This window comes from Paenibacillus terrisolis, from assembly GCF_056171975.1.
Window position 1 is genome coordinate 23,121 of sequence record NZ_JBKFGG010000001.1, and the last position, 22,088, is coordinate 45,208.

At 51.0% G+C, this 22,088-nt stretch carries 21 protein-coding genes; 7 read left to right on the forward strand and 14 right to left on the reverse strand.

The window, feature by feature from the left end; all coding sequences use genetic code 11:
* Positions 1-113: 113 nt before the first annotated feature.
* The 3 genes from ilvC to ilvB form a co-directional block, all read right to left on the reverse strand.
* Entirely contained in the window at positions 114-1,106 is a 993-nt protein-coding gene (ilvC, locus tag ACI48K_RS00110) for a ketol-acid reductoisomerase (RefSeq protein WP_475025528.1), read from the reverse strand.
* A gap of 182 nt (positions 1,107-1,288) precedes the next feature.
* Positions 1,289-1,771, reverse strand: coding sequence for an acetolactate synthase small subunit (gene ilvN / locus ACI48K_RS00115; protein WP_475026021.1), 483 nt, complete (start codon positions 1,769-1,771; stop codon positions 1,289-1,291).
* Between the two features lie 5 nt (positions 1,772-1,776).
* Positions 1,777-3,519 (reverse strand): biosynthetic-type acetolactate synthase large subunit, encoded by a 1,743-nt coding sequence (gene ilvB, locus ACI48K_RS00120; protein WP_475025529.1) that lies wholly within the window; start codon positions 3,517-3,519, stop codon positions 1,777-1,779.
* A gap of 547 nt (positions 3,520-4,066) precedes the next feature.
* Here ilvB and ACI48K_RS00125 point away from each other — a divergent pair.
* Entirely contained in the window at positions 4,067-4,522 is a 456-nt protein-coding gene (locus ACI48K_RS00125; protein WP_475025530.1) for a GNAT family N-acetyltransferase, read from the forward strand.
* Positions 4,523-4,528: 6 nt separating this feature from the next.
* Here the strand turns inward: ACI48K_RS00125 and ACI48K_RS00130 are convergent, their stop codons facing one another.
* The 9 genes from ACI48K_RS00130 to ACI48K_RS00170 all read right to left on the reverse strand — a co-directional run bounded on the left by ACI48K_RS00130 (position 4,529) and on the right by ACI48K_RS00170 (position 13,096).
* Positions 4,529-4,843 carry a hypothetical protein gene (locus tag ACI48K_RS00130; protein ID WP_475025531.1) on the reverse strand — a complete coding sequence of 105 codons (315 nt, stop codon included), beginning with the start codon at positions 4,841-4,843 and terminating at the stop codon, positions 4,529-4,531.
* A 227-nt stretch (positions 4,844-5,070) separates the two neighbouring features.
* Positions 5,071-6,030, reverse strand: a complete 960-nt coding sequence (locus tag ACI48K_RS00135; protein WP_475025532.1) for an ABC transporter permease — start codon at positions 6,028-6,030, stop codon at positions 5,071-5,073.
* 1 nt (position 6,031) lies between these two features.
* A complete protein-coding gene (locus ACI48K_RS00140) occupies positions 6,032-7,105 on the reverse strand; it encodes an ABC transporter permease (protein ID WP_475025533.1) in 1,074 nt (357 codons plus the stop codon).
* On the reverse strand, positions 7,098-8,636 hold the full coding sequence (locus ACI48K_RS00145; RefSeq protein WP_475026022.1) for an ABC transporter ATP-binding protein: 1,539 nt from the start codon (positions 8,634-8,636) through the stop codon (positions 7,098-7,100). Before ACI48K_RS00145 ends, ACI48K_RS00140 begins: the two co-directional genes overlap by 8 nt.
* Before the next feature lie 120 nt (positions 8,637-8,756).
* Complete coding sequence (locus ACI48K_RS00150) at positions 8,757-9,827, reverse strand: BMP family lipoprotein (protein ID WP_475025534.1); 1,071 nt, start codon at positions 9,825-9,827, stop codon at positions 8,757-8,759.
* A 309-nt stretch (positions 9,828-10,136) separates the two neighbouring features.
* Positions 10,137-10,496 (reverse strand): 50S ribosomal protein L20, encoded by a 360-nt coding sequence (rplT, locus tag ACI48K_RS00155; protein ID WP_475025535.1) that lies wholly within the window; start codon positions 10,494-10,496, stop codon positions 10,137-10,139.
* 31 nt (positions 10,497-10,527) lie between these two features.
* Positions 10,528-10,728: a 50S ribosomal protein L35 gene (gene rpmI, locus ACI48K_RS00160; RefSeq protein WP_475025536.1), complete on the reverse strand. Its 201-nt coding sequence runs from the start codon at positions 10,726-10,728 to the stop codon at positions 10,528-10,530.
* Positions 10,729-10,805: 77 nt separating this feature from the next.
* On the reverse strand, positions 10,806-11,300 hold the full coding sequence (gene infC / locus ACI48K_RS00165; RefSeq protein ID WP_475025537.1) for a translation initiation factor IF-3: 495 nt from the start codon (positions 11,298-11,300) through the stop codon (positions 10,806-10,808).
* 557 nt (positions 11,301-11,857) lie between these two features.
* Positions 11,858-13,096: a glycosyltransferase family 2 protein gene (locus ACI48K_RS00170; RefSeq protein WP_475025538.1), complete on the reverse strand. Its 1,239-nt coding sequence runs from the start codon at positions 13,094-13,096 to the stop codon at positions 11,858-11,860.
* Between the two features lie 616 nt (positions 13,097-13,712).
* Between ACI48K_RS00170 and ACI48K_RS00175 the strand changes: the two genes are divergently transcribed.
* Both ACI48K_RS00175 and ACI48K_RS00180 read left to right on the forward strand, forming a co-directional pair.
* Entirely contained in the window at positions 13,713-14,240 is a 528-nt protein-coding gene (locus ACI48K_RS00175; RefSeq protein ID WP_475025539.1) for a phosphatase PAP2 family protein, read from the forward strand.
* 51 nt (positions 14,241-14,291) lie between these two features.
* On the forward strand, positions 14,292-15,431 hold the full coding sequence (locus tag ACI48K_RS00180; RefSeq protein WP_475025540.1) for an MGDG synthase family glycosyltransferase: 1,140 nt from the start codon (positions 14,292-14,294) through the stop codon (positions 15,429-15,431).
* Positions 15,432-15,512: 81 nt separating this feature from the next.
* On the opposite strand, the gene trmB is transcribed toward ACI48K_RS00180, so the two are convergent.
* Positions 15,513-16,220, reverse strand: a complete 708-nt coding sequence (gene trmB, locus ACI48K_RS00185; RefSeq protein WP_475025541.1) for a tRNA (guanosine(46)-N7)-methyltransferase TrmB — start codon at positions 16,218-16,220, stop codon at positions 15,513-15,515.
* 330 nt (positions 16,221-16,550) lie between these two features.
* On the opposite strand from trmB, the gene mnmL reads away from it, so the two are divergent.
* The 4 genes from mnmL to ACI48K_RS00205 are packed head-to-tail and all read left to right on the forward strand — an operon-like array spanning position 16,551 to position 19,494.
* Positions 16,551-17,501 (forward strand): tRNA modification radical SAM protein MnmL/YtqA, encoded by a 951-nt coding sequence (mnmL, locus tag ACI48K_RS00190; protein WP_475025542.1) that lies wholly within the window; start codon positions 16,551-16,553, stop codon positions 17,499-17,501.
* A 4-nt stretch (positions 17,502-17,505) separates the two neighbouring features.
* Positions 17,506-18,087, forward strand: a complete 582-nt coding sequence (gene mnmM, locus ACI48K_RS00195) for a tRNA 5-(aminomethyl)-2-thiouridylate-methyltransferase MnmM (protein ID WP_475025543.1) — start codon at positions 17,506-17,508, stop codon at positions 18,085-18,087.
* 23 nt (positions 18,088-18,110) lie between these two features.
* Positions 18,111-18,509, forward strand: a complete 399-nt coding sequence (locus tag ACI48K_RS00200) for a VOC family protein (protein WP_475025544.1) — start codon at positions 18,111-18,113, stop codon at positions 18,507-18,509.
* A gap of 40 nt (positions 18,510-18,549) precedes the next feature.
* Complete coding sequence (locus ACI48K_RS00205) at positions 18,550-19,494, forward strand: lysophospholipase (protein ID WP_475025545.1); 945 nt, start codon at positions 18,550-18,552, stop codon at positions 19,492-19,494.
* A 794-nt stretch (positions 19,495-20,288) separates the two neighbouring features.
* Here the strand turns inward: ACI48K_RS00205 and ACI48K_RS00210 are convergent.
* Complete coding sequence (locus ACI48K_RS00210) at positions 20,289-22,079, reverse strand: B12-binding domain-containing radical SAM protein (RefSeq protein ID WP_475025546.1); 1,791 nt, start codon at positions 22,077-22,079, stop codon at positions 20,289-20,291.
* Between the last annotated feature and the right edge of the window lie 9 nt (positions 22,080-22,088).

Genomic DNA, 22,088 nt, shown 5'->3' on the forward strand with positions numbered 1-22,088 from the left:
GCCTTGCACCTCCTGGCCGGGGTATCCCTTAGAAAACTCGGTGCGGCTCAAGCAAGAGGCAAGGCCGCACCGGATGGTTAGTTAATACATATACGTTTATTGTAGCGTCTATGTTATTTCTTGATCCAATGCATCAAACCGCGGAGCTCTCTGCCGACCACTTCGATCGGATGGTTCGCTTCATTGCGGCGAGTTGCCGTCAGGAATGCACGGTTGGATTGGTTTTCCAGAATGAAGTCGCGGGCAAATTTACCTTGTTGAATGTCGGCCAGAACTTCCTTCATCGCTTTCTTCGTTTCATCCGTAACGATGCGGGGTCCGGTTACATAGTCGCCGTATTCCGCCGTATTGGAGATGGAATCGCGCATCGTCGCCATTCCGCCTTCATAAATCAGATCGACGATCAGCTTCATTTCATGGAGACACTCGAAGTAAGCCATTTCAGGAGCATATCCCGCTTCTGTCAACGTTTCGAAGCCGGCTTTGATCAAGGCCGTAACCCCGCCGCAAAGCACAGCTTGTTCACCGAACAAATCGGTTTCCGTTTCTTCGCGGAACGAGGTTTCGATAACCCCGGCGCGGGTACAGCCGATCCCTTTGGCATAAGCCAGGCCGATTTCCTTGGCTTGGCCGGTCGCGTCTTGATGAATGGCGATCAAGCCGGGAACGCCGAAGCCTTCGACATAAGTACGGCGAACCATGTGCCCCGGCGATTTAGGAGCGACCAGCAAAACGTCGTTGTCCTTGGACGGCACGATTTGGCCGAAATGCACGTTAAAGCCGTGGGCAAACAGCAAAGCGGCGCCTTTTTTCAGGTTTGGAGCGATCTCGCTGTTGTAAACCGCAGCCTGCGTTTCGTCCGGCATCAGGATTTGCACCACGTCGGCGCGACGCGTCGCTTCAGCAACGGACAACACTTCAAAGCCGTCTTCTTTCGCTTTGTCGAACGATTTGCCTTCACGCAGGCCGACAACAACATTCAGTCCGCTTTCACGCAGGTTTTGCGCGTGGGCATGTCCTTGGCTGCCGTAACCGATGATTGCGATGGTTTTTCCTTTCAATACGCTAAGCTCTGCATCCTGTTCATAGTACAAAGTAACTGCCATTTCTTGTGCCCTCCTAAATTTTACGGGACGGTTTCGCCCACCCCTTGTATTTTTCCCCTCCACCTGATGAACGGGTGTTTCAAAGGACCTGGATGATTCACGATCCCCTCAAACCCCCGCTCACAGGCCGCGGAAGGTGTAGCTACAATAAATAATGATTCAATTTACGTTAAAAATAGTTCTTAAGCGTTGCCCCGAACCATTGCGGTAACCCCGGTCCGGGACAGCTCCCGGATGCCGTAAGGCTGCAGCAGTTCGATCATGGCGTCGATTTTTTCGGTATCGCCGACAACTTGTACGATCATGCTGTTCGTGCCGATATCCACGACCGCGGCCCGAAACGTCTCTACAAGTCCCATGATTTCAGGACGACCCGAGGGTTCCGACTTCACTTTAATCAAAGCGAGCTCACGGGAGACCATCGGCTTCGAGCTAAGGTTGACCACTTTGATGACATCGATGAGCTTGTATAGCTGCTTTTCGATTTGCTCCAGTGTGGTGTCGTCGCCTTGGGTAACGATAATCATCCGGGACAGGCCCTTTTCCTCCGACTGGCCTACGGTGATGCTCTCAATGTTGTAGCCGCGCCGGCCAAACAGGCCGGACACGCGCTGCAGCACACCTGGCTGGTCATTGACCAGCACGGAAATCGCATGGTTTTTCATCATGATTATTCGTCCCCCATCAGCATTTGATCAATGGTGGAACCTGGAGTGACCATCGGATATACGTTTTCCTCTTTACTGACCACGAATTCCACCAGTACCGGTCCCGGCGTATCCAGCGCTTCCTGCCAGACCCGTTTGGCATCCTCTTTGTTCGTCGCCCGCAAGCCTTTGACTCCGTAAGCCTCTGCCAGCTTCACGAAATCCGGGCTTCCTTCCAGATTGATGTGGCTGTAACGGTTGTCATAAATCAACTCCTGCCACTGGCGTACCATGCCGAGCACTTGGTTATTGATAATAACCACTTTAACCGGAATGTTGTTGATCGCGCAGATCGCCAGCTCCTGGGCGCACATTTGCATTCCGCCGTCCCCGTTAATCGAAATGACGAGCCGTCCGGGATGGGCCATTTGCGCGCCAATCGCCGCCGGAAAACCGAAGCCCATCGTTCCTAGTCCCCCGGAGGTGATCCAAGAGCGCGGATGATTGAATTTATAGTACTGGGCGGTCCACATTTGGTGCTGGCCTACATCCGTCGTTACGATCGCTTCGCCGCTCGTCGTGTCGTCCAGCAGTTCAATGACCCATTGCGGTTTTAGTTTTTCATCGGAATCCTTGTATCTAAGCGGTTTATCAAGTTTGGATTGTTTGATTTGGCTTCTCCACGCATCGGCTTTGTCGGCCCGGTTTACGAGCGGGAGCAGCATCTCAAGCACGGTTTTTACATCGCCGACGATCGGAATGTCGGTCTTGACGTTTTTGCCGATTTCGGCCGGATCGATATCGATATGGGCAACCTTGGCCAGTGGTGCAAAACCGTTTAAACTTCCCGTTACACGGTCGTCAAATCTTGCGCCGATACAGATCAACAGATCGGACTGCTGAATGGACTGATTGGCGGTATACGTTCCGTGCATTCCCGGCATCCCCATCCACAGATCATGTCCGCTTGGAAAAGCGCCTAAGCCAAGCAAGGTTGTTGTAATCGGAATTTCCGTCTTGCTCACGAAATCGAACAACTGCTCATGTCCGCCCGAGTAAATTACACCTCCGCCGGCAAGGATGACCGGACGCTCCGCATTTTTAATGGCGGTCGCCAGTTTATCAAGCTGCAGGCGATTAGGTACTACCGTCGGATTGTATCCGCGAAGCTTTACCGATTGGACCGGTTCAAACAATGCCATATTCGCCGATACGTCTTTCGGAATATCGATCAGCACCGGACCTTTGCGCCCCGTATTCGCGATGTGGAAAGCTTCGTGAATAATTCTCGGAAGATCCTGAACGTTTCTGACCAGATAGCTGTGCTTCGTAATCGGCATCGTGATGCCGGTAATATCGGCTTCCTGAAAAGCATCGGTTCCGATCAGGCTGGAAGCGACGTTTCCGGTGATGACCACCAGTGGTACCGAGTCCATAAACGCCGTCGCGATCCCCGTCACCGTGTTGGTGGCTCCCGGGCCGGAAGTGGCAATGCATACGCCAACTTTGCCGCTCGCGCGAGCATATCCGTCCGCCGCATGGATGGCGCCTTGTTCATGTCTGGTCAGCAGGTGGTGGAAGTCGGTAAAACCGTACAACGCATCGTAAATATACAATACCGCGCCCCCCGGATAACCGAAGACACATTCGACACCTTCCAAAAGCAAGCTGCGCAGCAGGATGTCCGAACCCGAAATGACTTCCGGTTTCATCCATTTCTCACGTAATTGTTCTGTAGACCGCACGGTTGGAATTTGCGCGCTCATCAGTCATCCTCCTTCCAAAAATCAGGCAAATTTTCTTTATATTTGTAAAATCAAAAAAAACCTTCCATCCCGCCGGAACAGTTTCCTGTTCCGAGGGACGGAAGGTTTGATCCTTTCGTGGTACCACCCATTTTCGCCCGGCACCTCACGATGCCAAGCCTTGACGAGTATAGGCCATATGCGCCTTACCCGTGATCCCTAACGCGGACCCGACGATTTTCCCTAATAGGCTTTACGCAAGCTCCACCGCGGAATGGCTTGCAGCTTTTCAGGAAAACAGCTCCGAGGTGAGCTCGTATTTAAGGGATAACGGTGGTGGTCTCAGCAAATCCATCCACTCTCTGAGCAAAGAGCCCTTAAACCTTCGTCCTCATCATCGCCAATCTGATATTCGTTCAAATGTTTAGGAACATTATATGATTAGTTTACACGGGGAGTCAATACCCTTATTTCAAATGGGCTTGAGACAGGAACTCTTTCCCATCCTCCATTCATATGATAAATGACAGCGCCCAATTTTATTCATGTAAGGAGGAGAACGAGCGAAATGATCCGCTACAGAAGGCCAAAACAGGACGATCCCGTCATTTTTGATTTAATTCACCAAGAGCTTGTCCCTTTTTCCCATATGTCGCAAAGCGATTTGGAAACCGCCCTCAAGGAGCTGCCCAAAAGGCTTGGACACGGCGTTACGCTGGTCGCTTCGCCTTACTATGAAGCCGATCCCGTAGCTTTTATCCATCTGATGGTGAACGGGGAGCTGCTATATATCGATATGATGGCCGTTTCTCCGGCGCGCCGCCGTCAGGGATACGGAAAAACCCTGATGTTCCAGGCTGAATATTTTGCCGTTTCACGGGGATGCAGCAAGGCAAAAGTAATGGTGGACCGGGACAATACCCAAGCCCACCAATTTTACCGCAAACTTGGATACCGTACGCAGCGGTATATCCAGTTGGCCCAATGCTACGAGCTGGAAAAGAAACTGCTGTCCAGGGATTAATCGGGACTAGAAAAAGAACGGAGCTCCCCCGAAGCCGCCCCCATAGCCGCCATAACCTCCTCCGTAAGGATACCCGTAACCGCCGCCGTATGGATAACCTCCGTAAGCGAACGGAGCTGTACCGATCGCCAGCAGATCAAACAGAACGAGCGGGATAATCGCTTTTGTTTTTACTTTTTTGCCCGGATTTTGCCGGACAATCAGACGATTTCCGTTGATTTTGACGAGTTTGCCCGTGACAATGCCGCCGTCTTTTTTATATGCGGTTATCGATTTGCCAAGCCATTTCTCGGCTTCTTTTCTTGTAACCGGTTTGTTCATCGCAAATTACCTCCCGTCTGAAAAGTCATACAGCCGCAAAAGCCGCTCCGCTCCAGCAACAAGCGCATAGATCGGCTATTTGGCGTTCAAGTTCAGCTTATTCCAACCCGTCCGAACCTGCTTGCGCCATCGCCTTGGCCCAAAAAATATGGAGTAGGAAAGGAGTAATTAAAAAGGCCAAGCGCGGGAATAATCCCTTGCTTGGCCTTTTTTGAGACAATGTTTATTTATCGTTTACTAGGATCATACGGCGTCCCAAGTGCCGACGGAGCCGAAGAACGGCCAACCGCGGCGACCAGAACGATGATCGTCAGCACGTAAGGAATCATAAAAATAAATTCCTGCGGAATGCTGCGCGACCATTCGAACAGCTGAACATAGTTCCGGATAGCCTGGGAAAAGCCGAAAAACATCGCCGCAGCAAACGCGCCAAGCGGATTCCATTTCCCGAAAATCATCGCCGCTATCGCGATAAAACCTTGTCCGGAAATCGTATTATGGGCGAACGTACTTGTCGTAGTGAGTGTAATCGTCGCTCCGCCGACACCGGCCAAAGCACCGCTCAGCAGCACCCCGATGTAACGCATACGCGTAACGTTAACCCCAAGCGTATCGGCAGCGCTGGGATGCTCGCCAACCGAACGCAGCCGCAGCCCAAACGGCGTTTTGAACAAAACGTAATAAGCCACGCCGACCAAAATGAGCGCCAGATACGTCGTCGGATAGGAATTGAAAATTCCTTCGCCGATGACAGGAATATCTTTAAGGAGCGGAATCGCTACTTTTTGGAACGCGGGAAGCAGCGGAGTTTCGGCAGCGCCGTTAAACAGCAGCTTAACGATATATACGGTCAAGCCCGCCGCCAAGAAGTTGATGACAATCCCGCTGATCGTCTGATCCGCCTTGAACGTAATCGTAGCTACCGCATGGATGAGCGCTCCAAGCATGCCCACGATGATTGCGGCAATCACGCCGACCCACGGAGCTGCCGCACCCATTCCCGCCTCGCTGGCATAATAAGTCCCGACCCCGGCCGCAAACGCGCCAAAAATCATCAAACCTTCCAGGCCGATATTGACCACGCCGGACCGTTCCGAGAAAATACCGCCAAGCGCCGTAAAAATCAGCGCGGTTGAAAATACAAGGGTTGAATTTAACAGTTGACCAAGCAGCGTAAGAACGTCCATTTTACAGCACCTTCTCTTTCTTGCGCTTCAGGTAAAAAGGTTTCAATACCCAGCGTACGATGCCTTGCGCGGCAATGAAGAATATGATGGAACCGATGACGATTTTGATCAATTCCGGAGGAACGCCGGCGCCAAAGCTCATACCCGCGGAACCGTAAGTCAGCGCGCCGTAAAGGATCGCGGCGAGCACTACGCCGAGAGGATGGTTCATACCCAGCAAAGCTACGGCGATTCCGTCAAAGCCATATCCCGGAGATGCGGCGAATACGGATTGGTAGTGGAAGACGCCCAGCACTTCAAAAGCCCCGGCCAATCCGGCAAACACGCCGCTGATGAACATCGCTTTGACCACGTTGCGTCCCACATTCATACCGGCATATTCCGCCGCATGCGCGTTAAGGCCAACCGCCCGCATTTCATAGCCTTGTTTTGTTTTCCAGAGATAAACAAAGAAGAAAATAGCCGCAAGTATCGCTATGACGATTCCCCAGTGGACCCGGGCATTGTTGAAAATCCCGGACAGAAACGTCATGGAAGCCGATGCGTCGATGTCCTCCGAACGATTTTGCCCTTTGAGCAGGTAAAAATTGCGGATAACATAATTCGACAAATACAACGCAATCCAGTTTAACATAATTGTCGTAATAACTTCGTTGATGCCGCGTTTTGCTTTAAGATACCCGGCGATTGCCGCCCATAATCCTCCGGCCACGCCGCCGACAATAACCGATAACGGTACCAGAAGCGCCGAAGGCATTCCGGACCAGGACAATGCCAATGCCGTAGAGGCCGTCATGCCGATCAGCACTTGCCCGTCCGCTCCGATATTAAACATCCCGGATCGGAACGCAAATGCCACGGCGAGTCCCGTGAATATCAGAGGAGTAATCTGCCGAATGGATTCGCCGAAATCGTACGGGCTGCCTACCACGCGCTGTACCAGCGAGCTATAAGCGGCTATCGGATTATAGCCGCCGATCAGCATAACCACCGCACCTACCAATAATCCGAGCAAAATCGCTACGAGCGGAACGATCAGACTGTCCGAAGCGAAAATTTTACGCCATTTACTCAATCGATTGACCTCCCCGTTCCAGACTCCCGGCCATCATCAGACCGAGCTCCTGATCATTCGTGTCCTGCGGAAACACTTCGCCGACGATTCTGCCCTCGTAAATAACGGCGATCCGGTCGGATACATTCATGATTTCGTCCAATTCAAAGGAAATAAGCAGCACCGCTTTTCCCTTATCCCGCTGCTCCACCAACTGCTTATGGACGAACTCGATCGCGCCGACATCCAGCCCCCGCGTCGGTTGCGCGGCGATAAGCAGATCCGGATTTTTATCTATTTCCCGAGCAATAATCGCTTTCTGCTGATTGCCCCCGGACAGAGAACGGGCCTTGGTTTCCACGTTAGGCGTCCGCACGTCGAACTGCTCCACCAATCCCTTGGCATGCTCATCAATAGCCCGGTTATTCAGAAATCCGCCTTTGCTGTAAGGAGCATTGTAATATGTCTCCAGAACCATGTTCTCGCTGACGGAAAAATCAAGCACCAGACCGTGTTTGTGGCGGTCCTCGGGAATATGGGACACGCCGTTTTCGATGATTTTACGCGCCGATAAATGGCTGATTTCAACGCCCGCGGCCTTGATCGAACCCGAGTCGATCTTGCGGAGTCCGGTGATGGCTTCAATCAGCTCCGTCTGGCCGTTGCCGTCCACCCCGGCGATCCCTACGATTTCCCCGGCTTTTACTTCAAGGTTGAGACCGTTCAAAGCAGGAATCCCGTCTTTGTTCTTCACTTTGACGTCGCGCATTTGCAATACAGGTTGTCCGATGTTCGGAGCCTGCTTTTCAATTTTGAAAGTGACGCCCCGGCCCACCATTTTCTCAGCCAGTTCGCTTGGATCCGTCTTGTCCGTATCCACCGTGTCGATCACTTTCCCGCGGCGGATAATCGTTACCCGATCGGATATTTCCATAATCTCTTTCAGCTTATGGGTAATCAAAATGATCGATTTGCCTTCGGCGACGAGCCGTCTCATGATCGCCATCAGTTCCACGATTTCCTGAGGCGTAAGCACCGCGGTAGGCTCGTCAAATATAAGAATATCCGCGCCGCGGAACAACGTCTTCATGATCTCAACCCGCTGCTGCATCCCAACTGAAATGTCATGAATTTTCGCATTGGGATCAACCTGAAGACCATATTGCTCCGACAACTTCGCCACTTGGGCCGACGCCGATTTATAGTCGATGTTAAATCCTTTCTTCGGCTCCAAACCTAGAATGATATTTTCCGTGACCGTGAAAGGCTGAACAAGCTTGAAATGCTGGTGAACCATGCCGATCCCCAGGCTGATCGCCTTGTTGGGATTGTCGATCGTGACCGGTTTCCCCCCGATCTCGATGGAGCCCTCATCGGGCTGATAAAGTCCGAACAAAATGTTCATCAAAGTGGATTTCCCTGCGCCATTTTCGCCGAGAAGCGCGTGAATTTCCCCTTTACGCAAGGCCAGACTGATGGAATCGTTGGCAACAATGCCGGGAAAACGCTTTGTGATTTGCTTCAACTCAACTACGGGAGCCGCAGCATTCATGGAATCACCCTCACCATTCTTGTCTTGAGATACTTTACGCAAGAACAAGGCCAGCTTGTCCACTGGCCTTGCCTGCTTTAATATTCTATTTCGATTTACGTTTGAACACAAGTATATACTTTACTCAGCAGGTACCGTAACTTCGCCGCTGACGATTTTTTGCTTATACTCTTCCACTTTGTCCAGGATATCCTGGCTCAGGTTCGGGTTTTGCTCCGGCAAGCCTACGCCGTCTTCTTTAAGCGTCAGGTTAGTGATCGTGCCGCCTTTGAATGTTCCGTCGATAACTTGTTGAGTTACGTTCTTAACCGCAACGTCCACGCGTTTCATCATCGAAGTCAAAGTAACATCGTTGCCGAATTCGAGCGATTGGTCCTTGTCGACGCCGATAACCCACAGTTTGTTGGCGCCGCCCGCTTTGTTGCGTGCAGTCGCTTCGTTGAACACGCCGTTGCCTGTTTGTCCAGCCGCAGGGAAAATAATGTCCGCGCCGCTGTCATATAATTGGCTGGCCAGCGATTTACCGATATCCGGTTTGTCGTATGCGCCCGCATAAGTGATCGTTACTTTTGCATCCGGGTTTACCGCAGCCACACCGGCTTGGAAGCCTACTTCAAAACGTTTGATAACCGGGCTTTCCGCACCGCCGATAAATCCGATTTTATTGGTTTTCGTCGTCAGACCTGCAACAACGCCGACCAGGTACGAACCTTCGTTTTCCGCAAAAGTTACGGATTCAACGTTTGGCGCGTCTACCACGCTGTCGATGATCGCGAGTTTGGAATTTGTATTAGCGTCGGCTACTTGTTTTACCGCGTCGCCAAGGTCAAAACCTACGCCCCAAGTAAGATCGTAGCCGCCTTGCACGAATTGGTTCAAGTTCGGAATGTAATCCGAGCTGCTGGCACTTTGCAAATATTTGTCTTGAATTCCTTTGTCGGAACGAAGAGCTTCAAGAGCTTCCCATGCCGATTGGTTAAAGGATTTATCGTTTACACCACCAACGTCTGTAACAAGGCCGATTTTCAGATTGGATGCAGCGGAATTTCCTCCAGCCGCGTTGTTCGTACCCGCATTCGCGTTGTTGGAAGCAGCACCGTTGTTAGTCTTGTTGGCGTTGTTTCCGCATCCTGCCAAAACCACAGAAAATGCGAGCAGCATCACTAGAGTAAATTTAAAAGCTTTGTTCATTGACGTATAGCCCCCCCTTAATATTGGCAGTGCCTTTTTTCGACACCACTCAGACAGATTATACATGCAAAATAGTCCAAAATCCATACCTTCAATGACCACTGGTTAATAAATTTTCGTGTATTTTCTAAATAAAACGCTTTCTTCATAATACGTTCCACTCAATGTTCGTTTCGTGTAAATCCGGCCTTTCTTATCTTTCCAAATTCCAAAAATCTTATGAAACTTTTCTGAATCAGGGCATTTTCAAGAAAAAAGGCGCAACCCTCGGTCACGTAGACCGAAGGCACGCCTTTTTATGAAAGAAAATTAAGCGTTGATTTTTTCTTTGGCTACGGCAGCCAAAGAATTGAACGCGTTCAAATCGTTAACGGCGAGATCAGCCAGCATTTTGCGGTTGATGTTCACGTCAGCGAGTTTAAGGCCATACATCAATTTGCTGTAGGACAAACCGTTCAAACGAGCAGCCGCATTGATACGAACGATCCACAACTTGCGGAAATTACGTTTCGTTTGACGACGGTCGCGGTATGCGTACAACAGGGATTTCATAACCTGTTCGTTAGCGGTTTTGAAAATACGGTGTTTGGAACCAAAATAACCTCTAGCCAGCTTCAATACTTTTTTATGACGACGACGAACAACGAATCCGCCTTTTACTCTTGCCATATCGATAAACCTCCCGAAAAGTTGTGTTTAATTATTTCAAGTTTGCGATTTGTTGTTTCATGCGGCTAACATCACCGGAGTAAGCAACAGGGCTGTTTGCCAGAACGCGTTTGGTACGGTTCGACTTATGGGACAGCAAGTGGTTACGTTTTGCTTTGTAACGTCTTACTTTACCTGTTCCGGTGATTTTGAAGCGGCCTTTCAGGCTGCTGTGGGTTTTCATTTTAGGCATTTTAAATCCCCCTCAAAATTTGTGAGCGTTGTTTCGTTTAGCTTGGAAATCCTTCCGGGCCGAACGAAAGCAACCATTTAGTTTTTCGGTGCCAGAATCATGATCATGCTGCGCCCTTCCAGTTTGGGAAGGCGTTCGACAGTGGATGTTTCAGCAACTTCATCTTTAACGCGATCAAGAATTTTCTTCCCGATATCGGCATGGGTGATTTCACGGCCGCGGAAGCGCACCGAGCATTTCACCTTGTCGCCTTCCTTCAAAAATTTGACCACGTTGCGAAGCTTCGTCTGGTAGTCGTGTTCCTCAATGTTGGCGCGGAACCATACTTCCTTGATATCCACGATCTTTTGATTCTTACGGGCTTCCTTCTCTTTCTTCTGCTGTTCGTAACGGAACTTGCCATAGTCCATAATCCGGCATACCGGCGGCTTGGCAGTTGGCGCCACGTTCACCAAATCCAGATTAAGATCGATCGCCATTTGCAGCGCTTCGCGAATCGGTGTGATACCAATTTGCTCGCCTTCAGCGCCTACCAAACGAACCTCTTTCGCCCGAATCTCATCATTGATCAAATGTTCCTTACTGATAATTCTCCACCTCCAAATGGTCTCGTGCCTCATGCATGACCGATATTACGCACTAAAAAAGGATGCAGGGTTCAAGCCCGCATCCCCATTGATCATCAATTCTTCATGAACGTACATTCATAAATCATCGGATCAAAACCAGCCAACAGTAACGTCGGACAGGTGAGAAGCCTGGGCTTCTGCTTGCAATCCAAATTCCTTATTGCAACACTCAAATAATATATCACACGGTTAGAATGCGAGTCAAGCGCGACGGTAAAAAAAACGGCGGAACAACGAACGTTTAGGGCGCTATTTCGTTTTTGAGCCCGCTATATTGAAAAATAGCAACCCAATATGGCCTTATTTCGTTCAAAGATCCCCAAAACCCGCCGATTTCCACTCTCTGCCTCAAAATAGCGGAATAAAATGGCCTTATTCGGCCGATAAACCTTCTGTCGGCGAGAATAAGGCCATTCTTTACCGCTATCCTTCCGCTCGCCCCTTCGGACTACCCGCCGGGCCGGCATCTCGAGACACCGCTTAACACGGCCAAGCCTCTATCAGCCTTGCTTGCTTTGGACTTCTTCTAGGCGCACAACCCGCGTGTGCTGCGTGTGGCTCCATTGCTTGTTGTTTTGCGTAAAGAACGCATAAAACGTAATCGGCCACCAGGAAATCAAATAAATCGGAAACAGAATGAGATAGGCGTAAACCTTTTTAAAGGTGACCTTTTCCAGGATCATCGCCGCTAGGAAGATAAACACGTTGGCCACAATTGCCATGTAGGAAAGCCACATCGGCAAGTATTGGTACAGCGTGTTGAAATGCGGGCCGCTAAGCAGCGATTGGTCCACCCAAATCAACGCCGTCAGCAGGAAGGTAAGCAGGACAATGTAAACGTTGGCCCCGTATAGCGCCATGTCCAGCTTGACCATGCTGCGTTCTTTGATGCTTCTCCAGAGCAAAGGAAAAAAGTAGCGGCGCGCAACTGTAAAGTGTCCTTGCATCCAGCGCAACCGCTGGCGAGCGGACGCTTTGAAAGTCAAAGGCTTCTCGTCAAACAGCTTGGCATCATAGTTAAATACCGGATACACGCCCCGTTCTACACAGCGCATCGTAAATTCCAAGTCCTCGACCAGGCTTGTTGCGCCCCAGCCGATTTCTTTAAGCAGTTCGGTTTCAAAGCACATCCCCGTTCCCCCGAGGAAATTGGCCATGTTCAGATTATGGCGGGACAGCTGCCACAACCGGTTGCAGTACCAGTAAGAGATCCCGTAAGACGCCGTGATCCAGGAATCCTCCGGATTTTTGGTGTCTATGTAGCCCTGAATAACGCGGGCACCATTGCAAAGATCATTGTTCATTTCGCTCAGAAAATCGGGATGAGCCAGATTATCGGCGTCGAACATAACGACGGCGTCGTAATGGCGCGGCATCTTCCAGAGCTGCTTCAGCATCCATTCGATCGCGTAACCTTTGCCGCGAAGATTCGGATTGCTGCGCACGCAGGCGTTCATGCCGTGTTTTTTTACGATATTGGCCGTACCGTCCGTGCAGTTATCGCAAATCACAAAAACATCATACAATTCTTTCGGGTAGTTCAACTGCTTAAGGTTCTCCATCAGAGCACCTACGACTCTTTCTTCATTATGAGCCGCTACCAGCACCGCAAAAGATTTCTCCGGCGCAAAAACCTGCTTTTTCTTTTTCTTGTACATGCCGAATAAAGATAAACCGAATTGATACACCCCTACCACTGCCAGGACAACCTGCAGCGATATTAAAATGGCGTCCAACATGATTTCTTGACCCCCTTGATCCTCTTTTTTGTCGTTTCTTTCTACATTCGAGGAACTTTTTTTAATGACCCTTCTTTTTTACTTGACCCGTTTGTTTGTGTAAGGCGCATAATTGTGAATTATAACGCATTACGATTTTCCATGACTTTGCTGCATTTGTCAAAACCCTTCTGCCTGCTTCGCACTCCAAATACGTCCGAAGTCGGTCTATATTGCCATACGGCACCGCCTCACCCAGCAATCGGTGCGGCTAGTTCTTATTTTCATCATTTTTGGCGGTTTTTATTTCCTGGTTCTTTGCTTTTTTCACCTCCATCCCGTAAAAATTAAACGGTACATTTACAATAACGAAAAAAAACGGCTAAAAGTTTACCAATTAGCTCATTTTCCTTTAAACTTTTTTGCTATCATTTGAATCATTGTAAAGGGAAGTTCGCCAGAAAGTCAAAAAAGGGAAAATGAAACCGCATAAAAAATCGGGCTTAGTCCTTGAAAAGGGCATGGAATAAAAATATGATAAGTCTAACCTGAAAATGCCATGCTACTCCTGAGAATAACCGGCTACTTGGGCAGTTTTAGGCCGTATTCGCGGCCAAACTACGCGCGGAGGGATCTCATGACACGTATATTTTCAAAGCTTAAAAAGCTGGACCAACAGCTATTTGTTGGCATCAATGGCCGTCTGCACCGCAGCTTTCTGAATTTCTGGCTTTATCATCTTACTCATTTGGGCGGAGCCCGGGTTACCATTGCCGCTTCCCTGTTCGTATGGTTTTTTGCCCCGCAGCCATGGAGCAAGGCCGGTCTTCAATCCTGCGTCGCGTTGGCACTTAGCCACCTTCCGGTCGCCTTGGCCAAAAAAACCTATCCCCGCGTAAGGCCTTACCTGACGCTTCCGGGAACGAATACGTTTCGTAATCCGCTGAAAGACCATTCCTTTCCGTCGGGACACACCACGGCGATTTTCTCGGTAACAATGCCTTTTATCGCTGCCGTTCCGGAGCTTGCGTTCATCCTTTTGCCCGTAGCTCTCCTGGTAGCCGTCTCTCGTATTTATTTGGGTCTTCACTATCCTTCGGATGTCCTCGCAGGGGCCGTCATTGGAACCTCCGTAGCCCTTGGAACGGTTGCATTATGGTCGTAAAGGGGATATTGTAGTTGGTAGGAAAACCTTGCAGGAAAAGGTGAAACCAAAGTGGAAAAACAAAGAGTCTTGCTTTTATCCGAGGGGTTTGGTGCCGGTCACACGCAAGCGGCGTACGCGCTCTCGAGCAGTTTACGCAAAGTGGCGCCGAATGTGCAGACGAAAGTCCTGGAGCTTGGCAGTTTTTTAAACCCGAGAGTGGCGCCGATCATCATAACCGCTTATAAGAAAACGGTATCCTCCCAACCTCGGCTTGTACGCATGATGTACCGCAGCAATTATAAGAAATCCTTAAACCGATTGACGACGCTTGCTCTTCATCGGATTTTTTATACGCGTACCATCGAAATTATCCGTCAGCTTCACCCCGATGTCATCGTCTGCACGCATCCGATTCCGAGTGCCGTAATTTCGCGGATGAAGCGGCTCGACATGCTGGATGTCCCTCTGAGCACCGTAATCACGGATTACGATGTGCATGGAGCCTGGGTCAGCCGGGAAGTGAACTGCTACCTCGTGTCTACCGACAAGGTGAAGCAAAAGCTGAAGGATCGGGGCGTTGAACAAGAAAAAATCCAAATTACCGGCATCCCGGTTCATCCGAACTTCTGGGAACGTCACCGGAAAGAAGATATACGCCTGCAATTCGGTTTAAAGGACATGCCAACCGTACTCGTAATGGGCGGCGGCTGGGGATTTATGAAAGACGAAGCGGTTAATTCGCTGCTTGCTTTGTACCGGGATGAAATTCAAGTTATTTTCTGCTTCGGCAGCAACACCAAATCGATGGAGAAAATGAAGAAGGATCCCCGGTTCATCCACTCGAATATTCAACTGCTCGGATTTACCAAAGAGATTGACAAACTGATGGAAGTTTCCGACTTGCTGATCACGAAACCCGGTGGAATGACCTGTTCGGAAGGTTTGGCCAAAGGAATTCCCATGCTGTTTCATAAGCCGCTTCCCGGCCAGGAGGAAGAAAATTCCCAATATTTCACTTCCCAAGGCTGGGGAACTCCGATCAACTCGCTGGATGATATCACGAATTGGATCAAGCGGCTGACGAACAATTACGAAGAAGTTGCAAAAGCGCGGGAAGAAGTGCTCAATCACATTGCCGGATTCCGTCCGATGCAAAGTGCCCAAGCCATCATCGATCTTCTTGGAAACCGAAAATTTATCGGAAAATAGCAAAAAACGCCGCCGGTGTTCCGGCGGCGTTTTTATATACGGCTGTAATACACGACCGATTGGAATCCGATAAGCCACGGCTTAAAACTCGTCCATTTTATGCTCGTGATAACGCCGGAGCGCGGCTTCCCCTACGATTACTTCACACCGATGGATCGGCATGCCGCGGCCAACGAATTTGCTCTCGTATTCCGTCATGACATGCTTCTCGTTGATGCCGCTCTCGTGCAGACTGAGAGAAATATTGCTCATTTGCAGCCCGGAGGTTGCGAATGCGTTAAGCGAAAACTGGAATAAGTCCCGTGAATCCGTCTTGAAATGAATTTCACCTTCCGCGTTCAGCAGAATACGGTACTTGTCCAGGAAACGAGGATGCGTCAGCCTTCTGCGCGCGTGTTTCTTCTTGGGCCACGGATCGCTAAAATTCAAATAAATCCGTTCCAATTCCCCCGGTGCAAAAAACTCTTCGATCGACTCAATATTGCCAAGCGCAAGACGTACGCTATCCGGCTCCTCCACGCCTTGTTCGCTCCAAATGGCCCGAACCTTCTCGCTGGCTCGCCGAACCAACTCGTCATACATATCCATTCCGATAAAATTTACATCCGGGTGTTTTACGCTCATCCCGCTGATAAATTGGCCTTTGCCCATCCCAAGCTCGACGTAAATCGGACGGTCGTTGCCGAACGCTTCCGACCAACGTCCTTTATATTCCCGGGGATTCAGGATAACAAGGTCCTCCTGCTGTTCCAAATTCTCCCGAATGCCTTTTCTGCCGCGTAAACGCATGTCATTCCTCCGCTTTCATGTAATCCATACTGCAATATTGTGCCGAAGTTCTCTGCAAATGTAAAGGGCGGTAATGAAAAAGGAATCTTTCGACCGCCGGGGAGACGGTTCGACAGATTCCTCTCTCGATATATTTTGGAATTGGGGTCCAACGTATTTGATACATTCAAAATAACATAATCTGTAATTGATCGCAAGGAAGCTACACGGCTTGATTCCCTTTTTCCCTTAATTTTTGATACAATGAATTAGAAGGAAGCCGCTAACGGCGCGGCTTTAGCAATGAATAATTATGCATTAAATATTTTGTGACAAAATAAAGGAGTTATCATGAACATACCCTTAACCACTCCTCCGAAGCTTTGGGGAGATAAACGGTTCCATACTTGGAACACCGAGATGCGCGAGCAATTCGGCGACAAAGTTTTCAAAGTGATGCTGGACGCCGGATTTACCTGTCCGAACCGGGACGGATCGATCGCCAAAGGCGGCTGCACGTTTTGCAGCGCGCGCGGCTCGGGGGATTTTGCCGGAAGCCGCCGGGACGATCTTGTGACTCAATTCAACAATGTTCGCGACCGTCAGCATCTCAAATGGCCGCATGCCAAATACATCGGTTATTTTCAAGCTTATACCAATACTTACGCTCCGGTGGAGGAGCTCCGGGAATATTACGAGGCCATTCTCGAACAGCCCGGCGTCGTCGGTTTGTCCATCGCTACGCGTCCGGACTGTCTCCCGGACGAAGTCGTCGATTATTTGGCCGAGCTAAATGAACGCACTTATCTATGGGTTGAAATGGGGCTGCAAAGCATCCACGAGACCACATCCCAGTTGATCAACCGTGCCCACGACACCCAGGTTTACCTGGATGCCGTGGAAAAGTTGCGCAAGCGTAACATCCGCGTCTGCACGCATATTATCTACGGTCTTCCGCAGGAAACCCACGAAATGATGCTGGAGACCGGACGGGCAGTGGCCGCCATGGACGTTCAAGGCATCAAAATACATCTGCTTCATTTAATGCGCAAAACGCCGATGGTGAAGCAATACGAAGCGGGACTGCTGCGTTTTCTCGAGAAAGACGAATATGTTAAACTGATCGTCGATACACTGGAATTTCTTCCGCCGGAAATGATCGTACACCGTCTGACGGGCGACGCGCCGCGAGAGCTTCTCATCGGTCCGATGTGGAGTCTCAAGAAATGGGAAGTGCTGAACGCCATCGACGATGAACTGATGGACCGGGATTCCTGGCAGGGCAAATATTGGAGGGGATGATAGCATGGGGTTTCTCTCCGTCTTGAGCTTCGCCCACAGACTTGTCGCGGACCGGCTGCAGCCCGGCGATGCCGCGGTCGACGCGACGGCGGGCACGGGAGCCGATACTTTGTTCCTTGCCCAAGCTTGCGGACGGCGCGGGCGCGTCTATGCATTTGATATTCAGGAGCAGGCGCTTAAGCTGACGCGCGAAAGACTTGGCCGGCAGAATTCGGCCGGGCTTGCGGAAGTGTCCCTTTTGCTCCGCAGCCACGCGGAAATGAACCAGGCGGTACCCGAAGAGCTGCACGGCCGCCTGGGCGCAGTCATGTTCAATTTAGGCTATCTGCCCGCGGAGGGCTCCAATCCTTTGCTGATCACCCTGCCGGAGAGCACCAAGGCCGCCCTTGAGGCGGCCGTCTCGCTGCTTCGGCCTCGCGGCATCCTAACCGCCGTCCTGTACCCGGGTCATCCGGGCGGAGATGCCGAGGCAATGGCCGTGGAAGCCTGGGCGGCGGCACTGCCCGCAACCGAAGGACAGACTATTGTTTACAGGCAGCTGCAAAGGCCCGCCGCGCCGTATCTGGTGGCCTTCGAGAAAAAGTAAAAACAATGATGGGGGTTATATAGATGAGTATTCGGAAAATCGAACATGTTGGCATTCGCGTATCCGCGCTGGAGGACTCTATCGAATTTTATGAGCGGATTATCGGACTCAAGCTGCTGCATACCATAGGAGAAGTAGGAGAGCCGCTTCGGCTCGCCTTTCTTACTTTCCCGGGGCAGGAATCCGTAGAGGTGGAACTCGTATACAAGCATAACGGGGAAGATTTGCCCGGAGAAGGTCGTGTCCACCATATCGCTTTTACGGCCAGCGAGATCGAAGAGGAATATGCCCGTATTTCCGGTCTCGGACTTTCGGGGCTGGATCCCGAAATTCGCACCCTGCCGAACGGCGGACGCTTCTTCTTCTTTAACGGGCCGGATGGCGAACGGATCGAGTTTTTTCAGCCAGCCATTTTGGCTTAACCTCAATAGATCATAAAATAGCGAAAAGAGAGGGTTGCCTATGGAAGAGCATACATTTACCTTTGGCAACGGAACAGGGCATGACGTGTTCGTCTACCGCTGGAGCGGTGATGCACCGGCGGCCGCTCCTCGCGGCGTGGTGCAAATCGCCCACGGCATGGCGGAAACCGCGAAGCGGTACGAGCGGCTCGCTGCGGTGCTGACCGGCCGCGGTTTCCTCGTGTACGCCAATGATCACCGCGGCCACGGGCGAACCGCCGGGAGCCAGGAAGAACTGGGCTGGCCCGGCAGAAACGGTTTTTACGGCATGGCCGAGGACATGCTCGCGCTTGGCGAGATCATCCGCGGCGAACATCCGGATGTTCCGCTTTTTTTGCTGGGGCACAGCATGGGGTCTTTTTTGACGCAAAAAGTGATGTATGCCGGACACGAGCCTTACGCCGGATTTATTCTGTCGGGAACAAACGGCCCGCGCGGATGGCTCGGCTTCGGGCGAAATCTCGCCCGCCTGCAGTCGCGGCTTCAAGGCGAGAGCCATCGCAGCCTGCTCCTGAACGCGCTCTCCTTCGGCGGCTTCAACAAACATTTTCTTCCCGCAAGAACGCCGTTCGACTGGATCTCCCGTGATGAACAGGAAGTCGATAAGTACATTCAAGATCCGTACTGCGGTTTTTTGTGCAGCGCCGGTTTCTTCGAGGGCATGTTTGCCCTGCTCCGGGAGATTCACCGTCCCGAACGCATGAAGGGTATTGCGAAACATAAACCCGTCTACATATTTGGCGGCGATCAGGACCCGGTAGGCCTTCGGGGCGAAGGTGTGCGGCGATTGATCCGGCTGTATTCACGAATCGGCTTGCAGGACGCCGAGGTCAAGCTGTATCCCGGCGGACGCCATGAAATGCTGAACGAGATCAATCGCGGTGAGGTTATGGAGGATGTCGCGAATTGGCTGGAGCGGCACATGCCGGGCAGCAAAAATCCGTGACAGACGAGGTGCCCAGACAACGATTTCTCGAATAGCGGTATAAAATGGCCTTATTTCACTCAGAAACCGCATTTTCCTGAAAATAGCGGTGCAAAATGATCCTATTTTCGGCAAAGCGTCCAAAATCGAGGAAAAAGGGAGATCTTCTGAAGAAATAAGGTCATAAAGCGGCGCTATTTATTCAAAATGAGGACTCTCCAGTGGAAATAAGGCCATAAAGGGCCTCTATTTTAACTGTCGGAGCGATGCAGTGTTGGGGACTTCGTTGACCAGAGCAGACTATATGTTTTAACGCAAATCTCGAAGTCGATCCGGTACATCTGGCAGGGGGGTTCTGCTCTTTTGTTATGATTAGTTTTAGAGGGTGTCCCAAAGCCGTCATAAATCATTTTGGGGACACCCTCTTCGATACAAATATTTAGACCATCATGCGTTTCAACGAAACGACATAGCGGAAGCGGACAACGGCACAGCACACCTCCTGCGCGGCGAGGAAAGCCGCCGTCGTCGTAAGCACCGACCCGGTCACTTCCCCCGAGTTGGAAGCTGGCGCCCAGCATCGTTAATACGACTATCGTCCTTATACCTGAAACCGTAATCGGGATAAGCAATAAACTGGAGATTTGCAATATGGAGGAGACCTCATCTTCCGGTCCGCGAGTGCCCAAGTCTTCCGTCTCTCCTGTGGAGAAACGCCACTCGAACCCTTCTCCAGACACCCCACCGGAATGACGGCGATTTTGGCATCGCCTTCGATGATCCGAACGGTGAACATGCCAATAATGCGCCTCGCTTTAGAATAAAGCCGTATCGTGAGACAAAAAATCCGCGAGCGGAGCGGCAAAATAGAGCGGAGACTCGTCTTCCGTCTGTTGATACAAGACGACAAGCAGTGTGTTCTTAGTTTGCTCGTCCGTTGAGTCTCCGGCAGTTCCCTCCAGCACATCCTTCAGCGAAAAAGGCAACTCTTCCACGCAAGCGAATTTTTGCAGTTCCCTCTCATCAATTCCAAGCACGGCAAAATCCGCGGACAACCCGGCCGGATGTTCGGCCAGCGCCTTGAAATACGCGCTTCTCTGGTTTTTTTCGATTCGATCCTCCCACCAGATTTTCCGCGGCTTATATTTATGGCCCATTAGATAGTCCAGCTTCATCAGGCCGAGCACGATTTCCGGCTCCTTCAAACCGCGGCCGGCCAGAAAGTCCTGCAGGCGGGTGAACAAATCCTCGAGCTGATGCCCGATGCGCTGCCAGCCTTGCTCTTCCCAATAATCCCCGAACTCCTGAAAAAAGTCGAACGGCGAGTCGAACTCGCGGGACACCAAATATTCCATCGTGTGATCCAATCGATGCGAATTCCAGTATTTCTCCAGCACATCCTCCAGCCGCTTCAGCCGAATCACGTCCGAGAACGGCAGAATGTCGTTGCTCAGGATTTCATATGGAGCGTTATCCATAAAGGCATATCCGTATTTGTCGGCGTCACTCCGAAGCCCGGTTCCGCGCAGCATTTTCAGGAACCCGAGCTGCAGTTCTTCCGGTCGCATGGCGAATACGTCGTTGAACGTTTTGCGGAACGAGTCGTAGTCCTCCTCCGGCAATCCGGCGATGAGATCAAGGTGCTGGTCGATCTTGCCGCACTCCTTAATCTTCATCACCGTACGAGTCAGTTTCGCAAAGTTCTGGCGGCGTTTCACCAGCGCGTTGGTCGAGTCGTTCGTCGATTGCACTCCGATCTCGAACCGGAAGATGCCGGGCGGCGCATTTTCCGCTAAATAATCCAGCACCTCGGGGCGCATGATATCGGCGGTGATTTCAAACTGGAACACGCAGCCCTGGTGGTTGTTGATCAGGAATTCGAACATCTCCATCGCGTAGCTGCGGTTGATGTTAAACGTCCGGTCCAGGAACTTGATGACCTTGGCGCCGTGTTCGATCAGATACAAAATATCCGACTTCACGCGTTCGATATCATAATACCGGACACCCACCTCGACGCTGGACAAACAGAATTGGCAATTGAACGGACACCCGCGGCTTGTCTCGAAATAAACGATCCGTTTGCTTAAGTCGGGAATATCTTCAGGAAAACGGTGCGGCGATGGCAGCGTGTTAAGATCGGACTTCGGCCGCGGCGGATTGATGACCACTTCGCCGGCTTTGCGATACGCGGCGCCGAACACGAAATGGAACTTCCGCGCGCCGGACAGCTCCTGCAGCAGATGATGGAACGTCTCTTCCCCGTCCCCCATCACGATAAAGTCCACGCCCGGCGAACGGTCCATGAAATGTTTCGCATCATAAGAAACCTCGGGGCCGCCCAGGACGATCGCCGTTTCCGGCAGCACCTTTTTGAGCAAAGCCACAAGCTTCAGCGTCTCCTCGATATTCCAGATATAACAGGAGAAGCCGATCACATCCGGACGGCGGCGGTACAGGTCCGACACAATGTTCATAAGCGGGTCCTTGATCGTGAATTCCGCCAGATCGATATCGAAATCGTTGCCGCTGTAGGCTTTAAGCAGCCGGAGCGCCAGCGAGGTATGAATGAATTTTGCGTTTAATGTAGCCAAAACAACTTTCACGAGTTCACA

Excerpts from the sequence above, each read along its gene's own strand:
- trmB (WP_475025541.1), bottom strand. The coding sequence starts at position 16,220 with ATGCGTTTACGCGGCAGAAAAGGCATTCGGGAGAATTTGGAACAGCAG.
- ACI48K_RS00135 (WP_475025532.1), bottom strand. The coding sequence starts at position 6,030 with ATGGACGTTCTTACGCTGCTTGGTCAACTGTTAAATTCAACCCTTGTA.
- ACI48K_RS00170 (WP_475025538.1), bottom strand. The coding sequence starts at position 13,096 with ATGTTGGACGCCATTTTAATATCGCTGCAGGTTGTCCTGGCAGTGGTA.
- rplT (WP_475025535.1), bottom strand. The coding sequence starts at position 10,496 with ATGGCAAGAGTAAAAGGCGGATTCGTTGTTCGTCGTCGTCATAAAAAA.
- ACI48K_RS00205 (WP_475025545.1), top strand. The coding sequence starts at position 18,550 with ATGGAAGAGCATACATTTACCTTTGGCAACGGAACAGGGCATGACGTG.
- mnmL (WP_475025542.1), top strand. The coding sequence starts at position 16,551 with ATGAACATACCCTTAACCACTCCTCCGAAGCTTTGGGGAGATAAACGG.
- ACI48K_RS00130 (WP_475025531.1), bottom strand. The coding sequence starts at position 4,843 with ATGAACAAACCGGTTACAAGAAAAGAAGCCGAGAAATGGCTTGGCAAA.
- ACI48K_RS00175 (WP_475025539.1), top strand. The coding sequence starts at position 13,713 with ATGACACGTATATTTTCAAAGCTTAAAAAGCTGGACCAACAGCTATTT.
- ACI48K_RS00200 (WP_475025544.1), top strand. The coding sequence starts at position 18,111 with ATGAGTATTCGGAAAATCGAACATGTTGGCATTCGCGTATCCGCGCTG.
- ilvC (WP_475025528.1), bottom strand. The coding sequence starts at position 1,106 with ATGGCAGTTACTTTGTACTATGAACAGGATGCAGAGCTTAGCGTATTG.
- rpmI (WP_475025536.1), bottom strand. The coding sequence starts at position 10,728 with ATGCCTAAAATGAAAACCCACAGCAGCCTGAAAGGCCGCTTCAAAATC.
- ilvB (WP_475025529.1), bottom strand. The coding sequence starts at position 3,519 with ATGAGCGCGCAAATTCCAACCGTGCGGTCTACAGAACAATTACGTGAG.
- ACI48K_RS00150 (WP_475025534.1), bottom strand. The coding sequence starts at position 9,827 with ATGAACAAAGCTTTTAAATTTACTCTAGTGATGCTGCTCGCATTTTCT.
- ilvN (WP_475026021.1), bottom strand. The coding sequence starts at position 1,771 with ATGAAAAACCATGCGATTTCCGTGCTGGTCAATGACCAGCCAGGTGTG.
- ACI48K_RS00125 (WP_475025530.1), top strand. The coding sequence starts at position 4,067 with ATGATCCGCTACAGAAGGCCAAAACAGGACGATCCCGTCATTTTTGAT.
- mnmM (WP_475025543.1), top strand. The coding sequence starts at position 17,506 with ATGGGGTTTCTCTCCGTCTTGAGCTTCGCCCACAGACTTGTCGCGGAC.
- ACI48K_RS00145 (WP_475026022.1), bottom strand. The coding sequence starts at position 8,636 with ATGAATGCTGCGGCTCCCGTAGTTGAGTTGAAGCAAATCACAAAGCGT.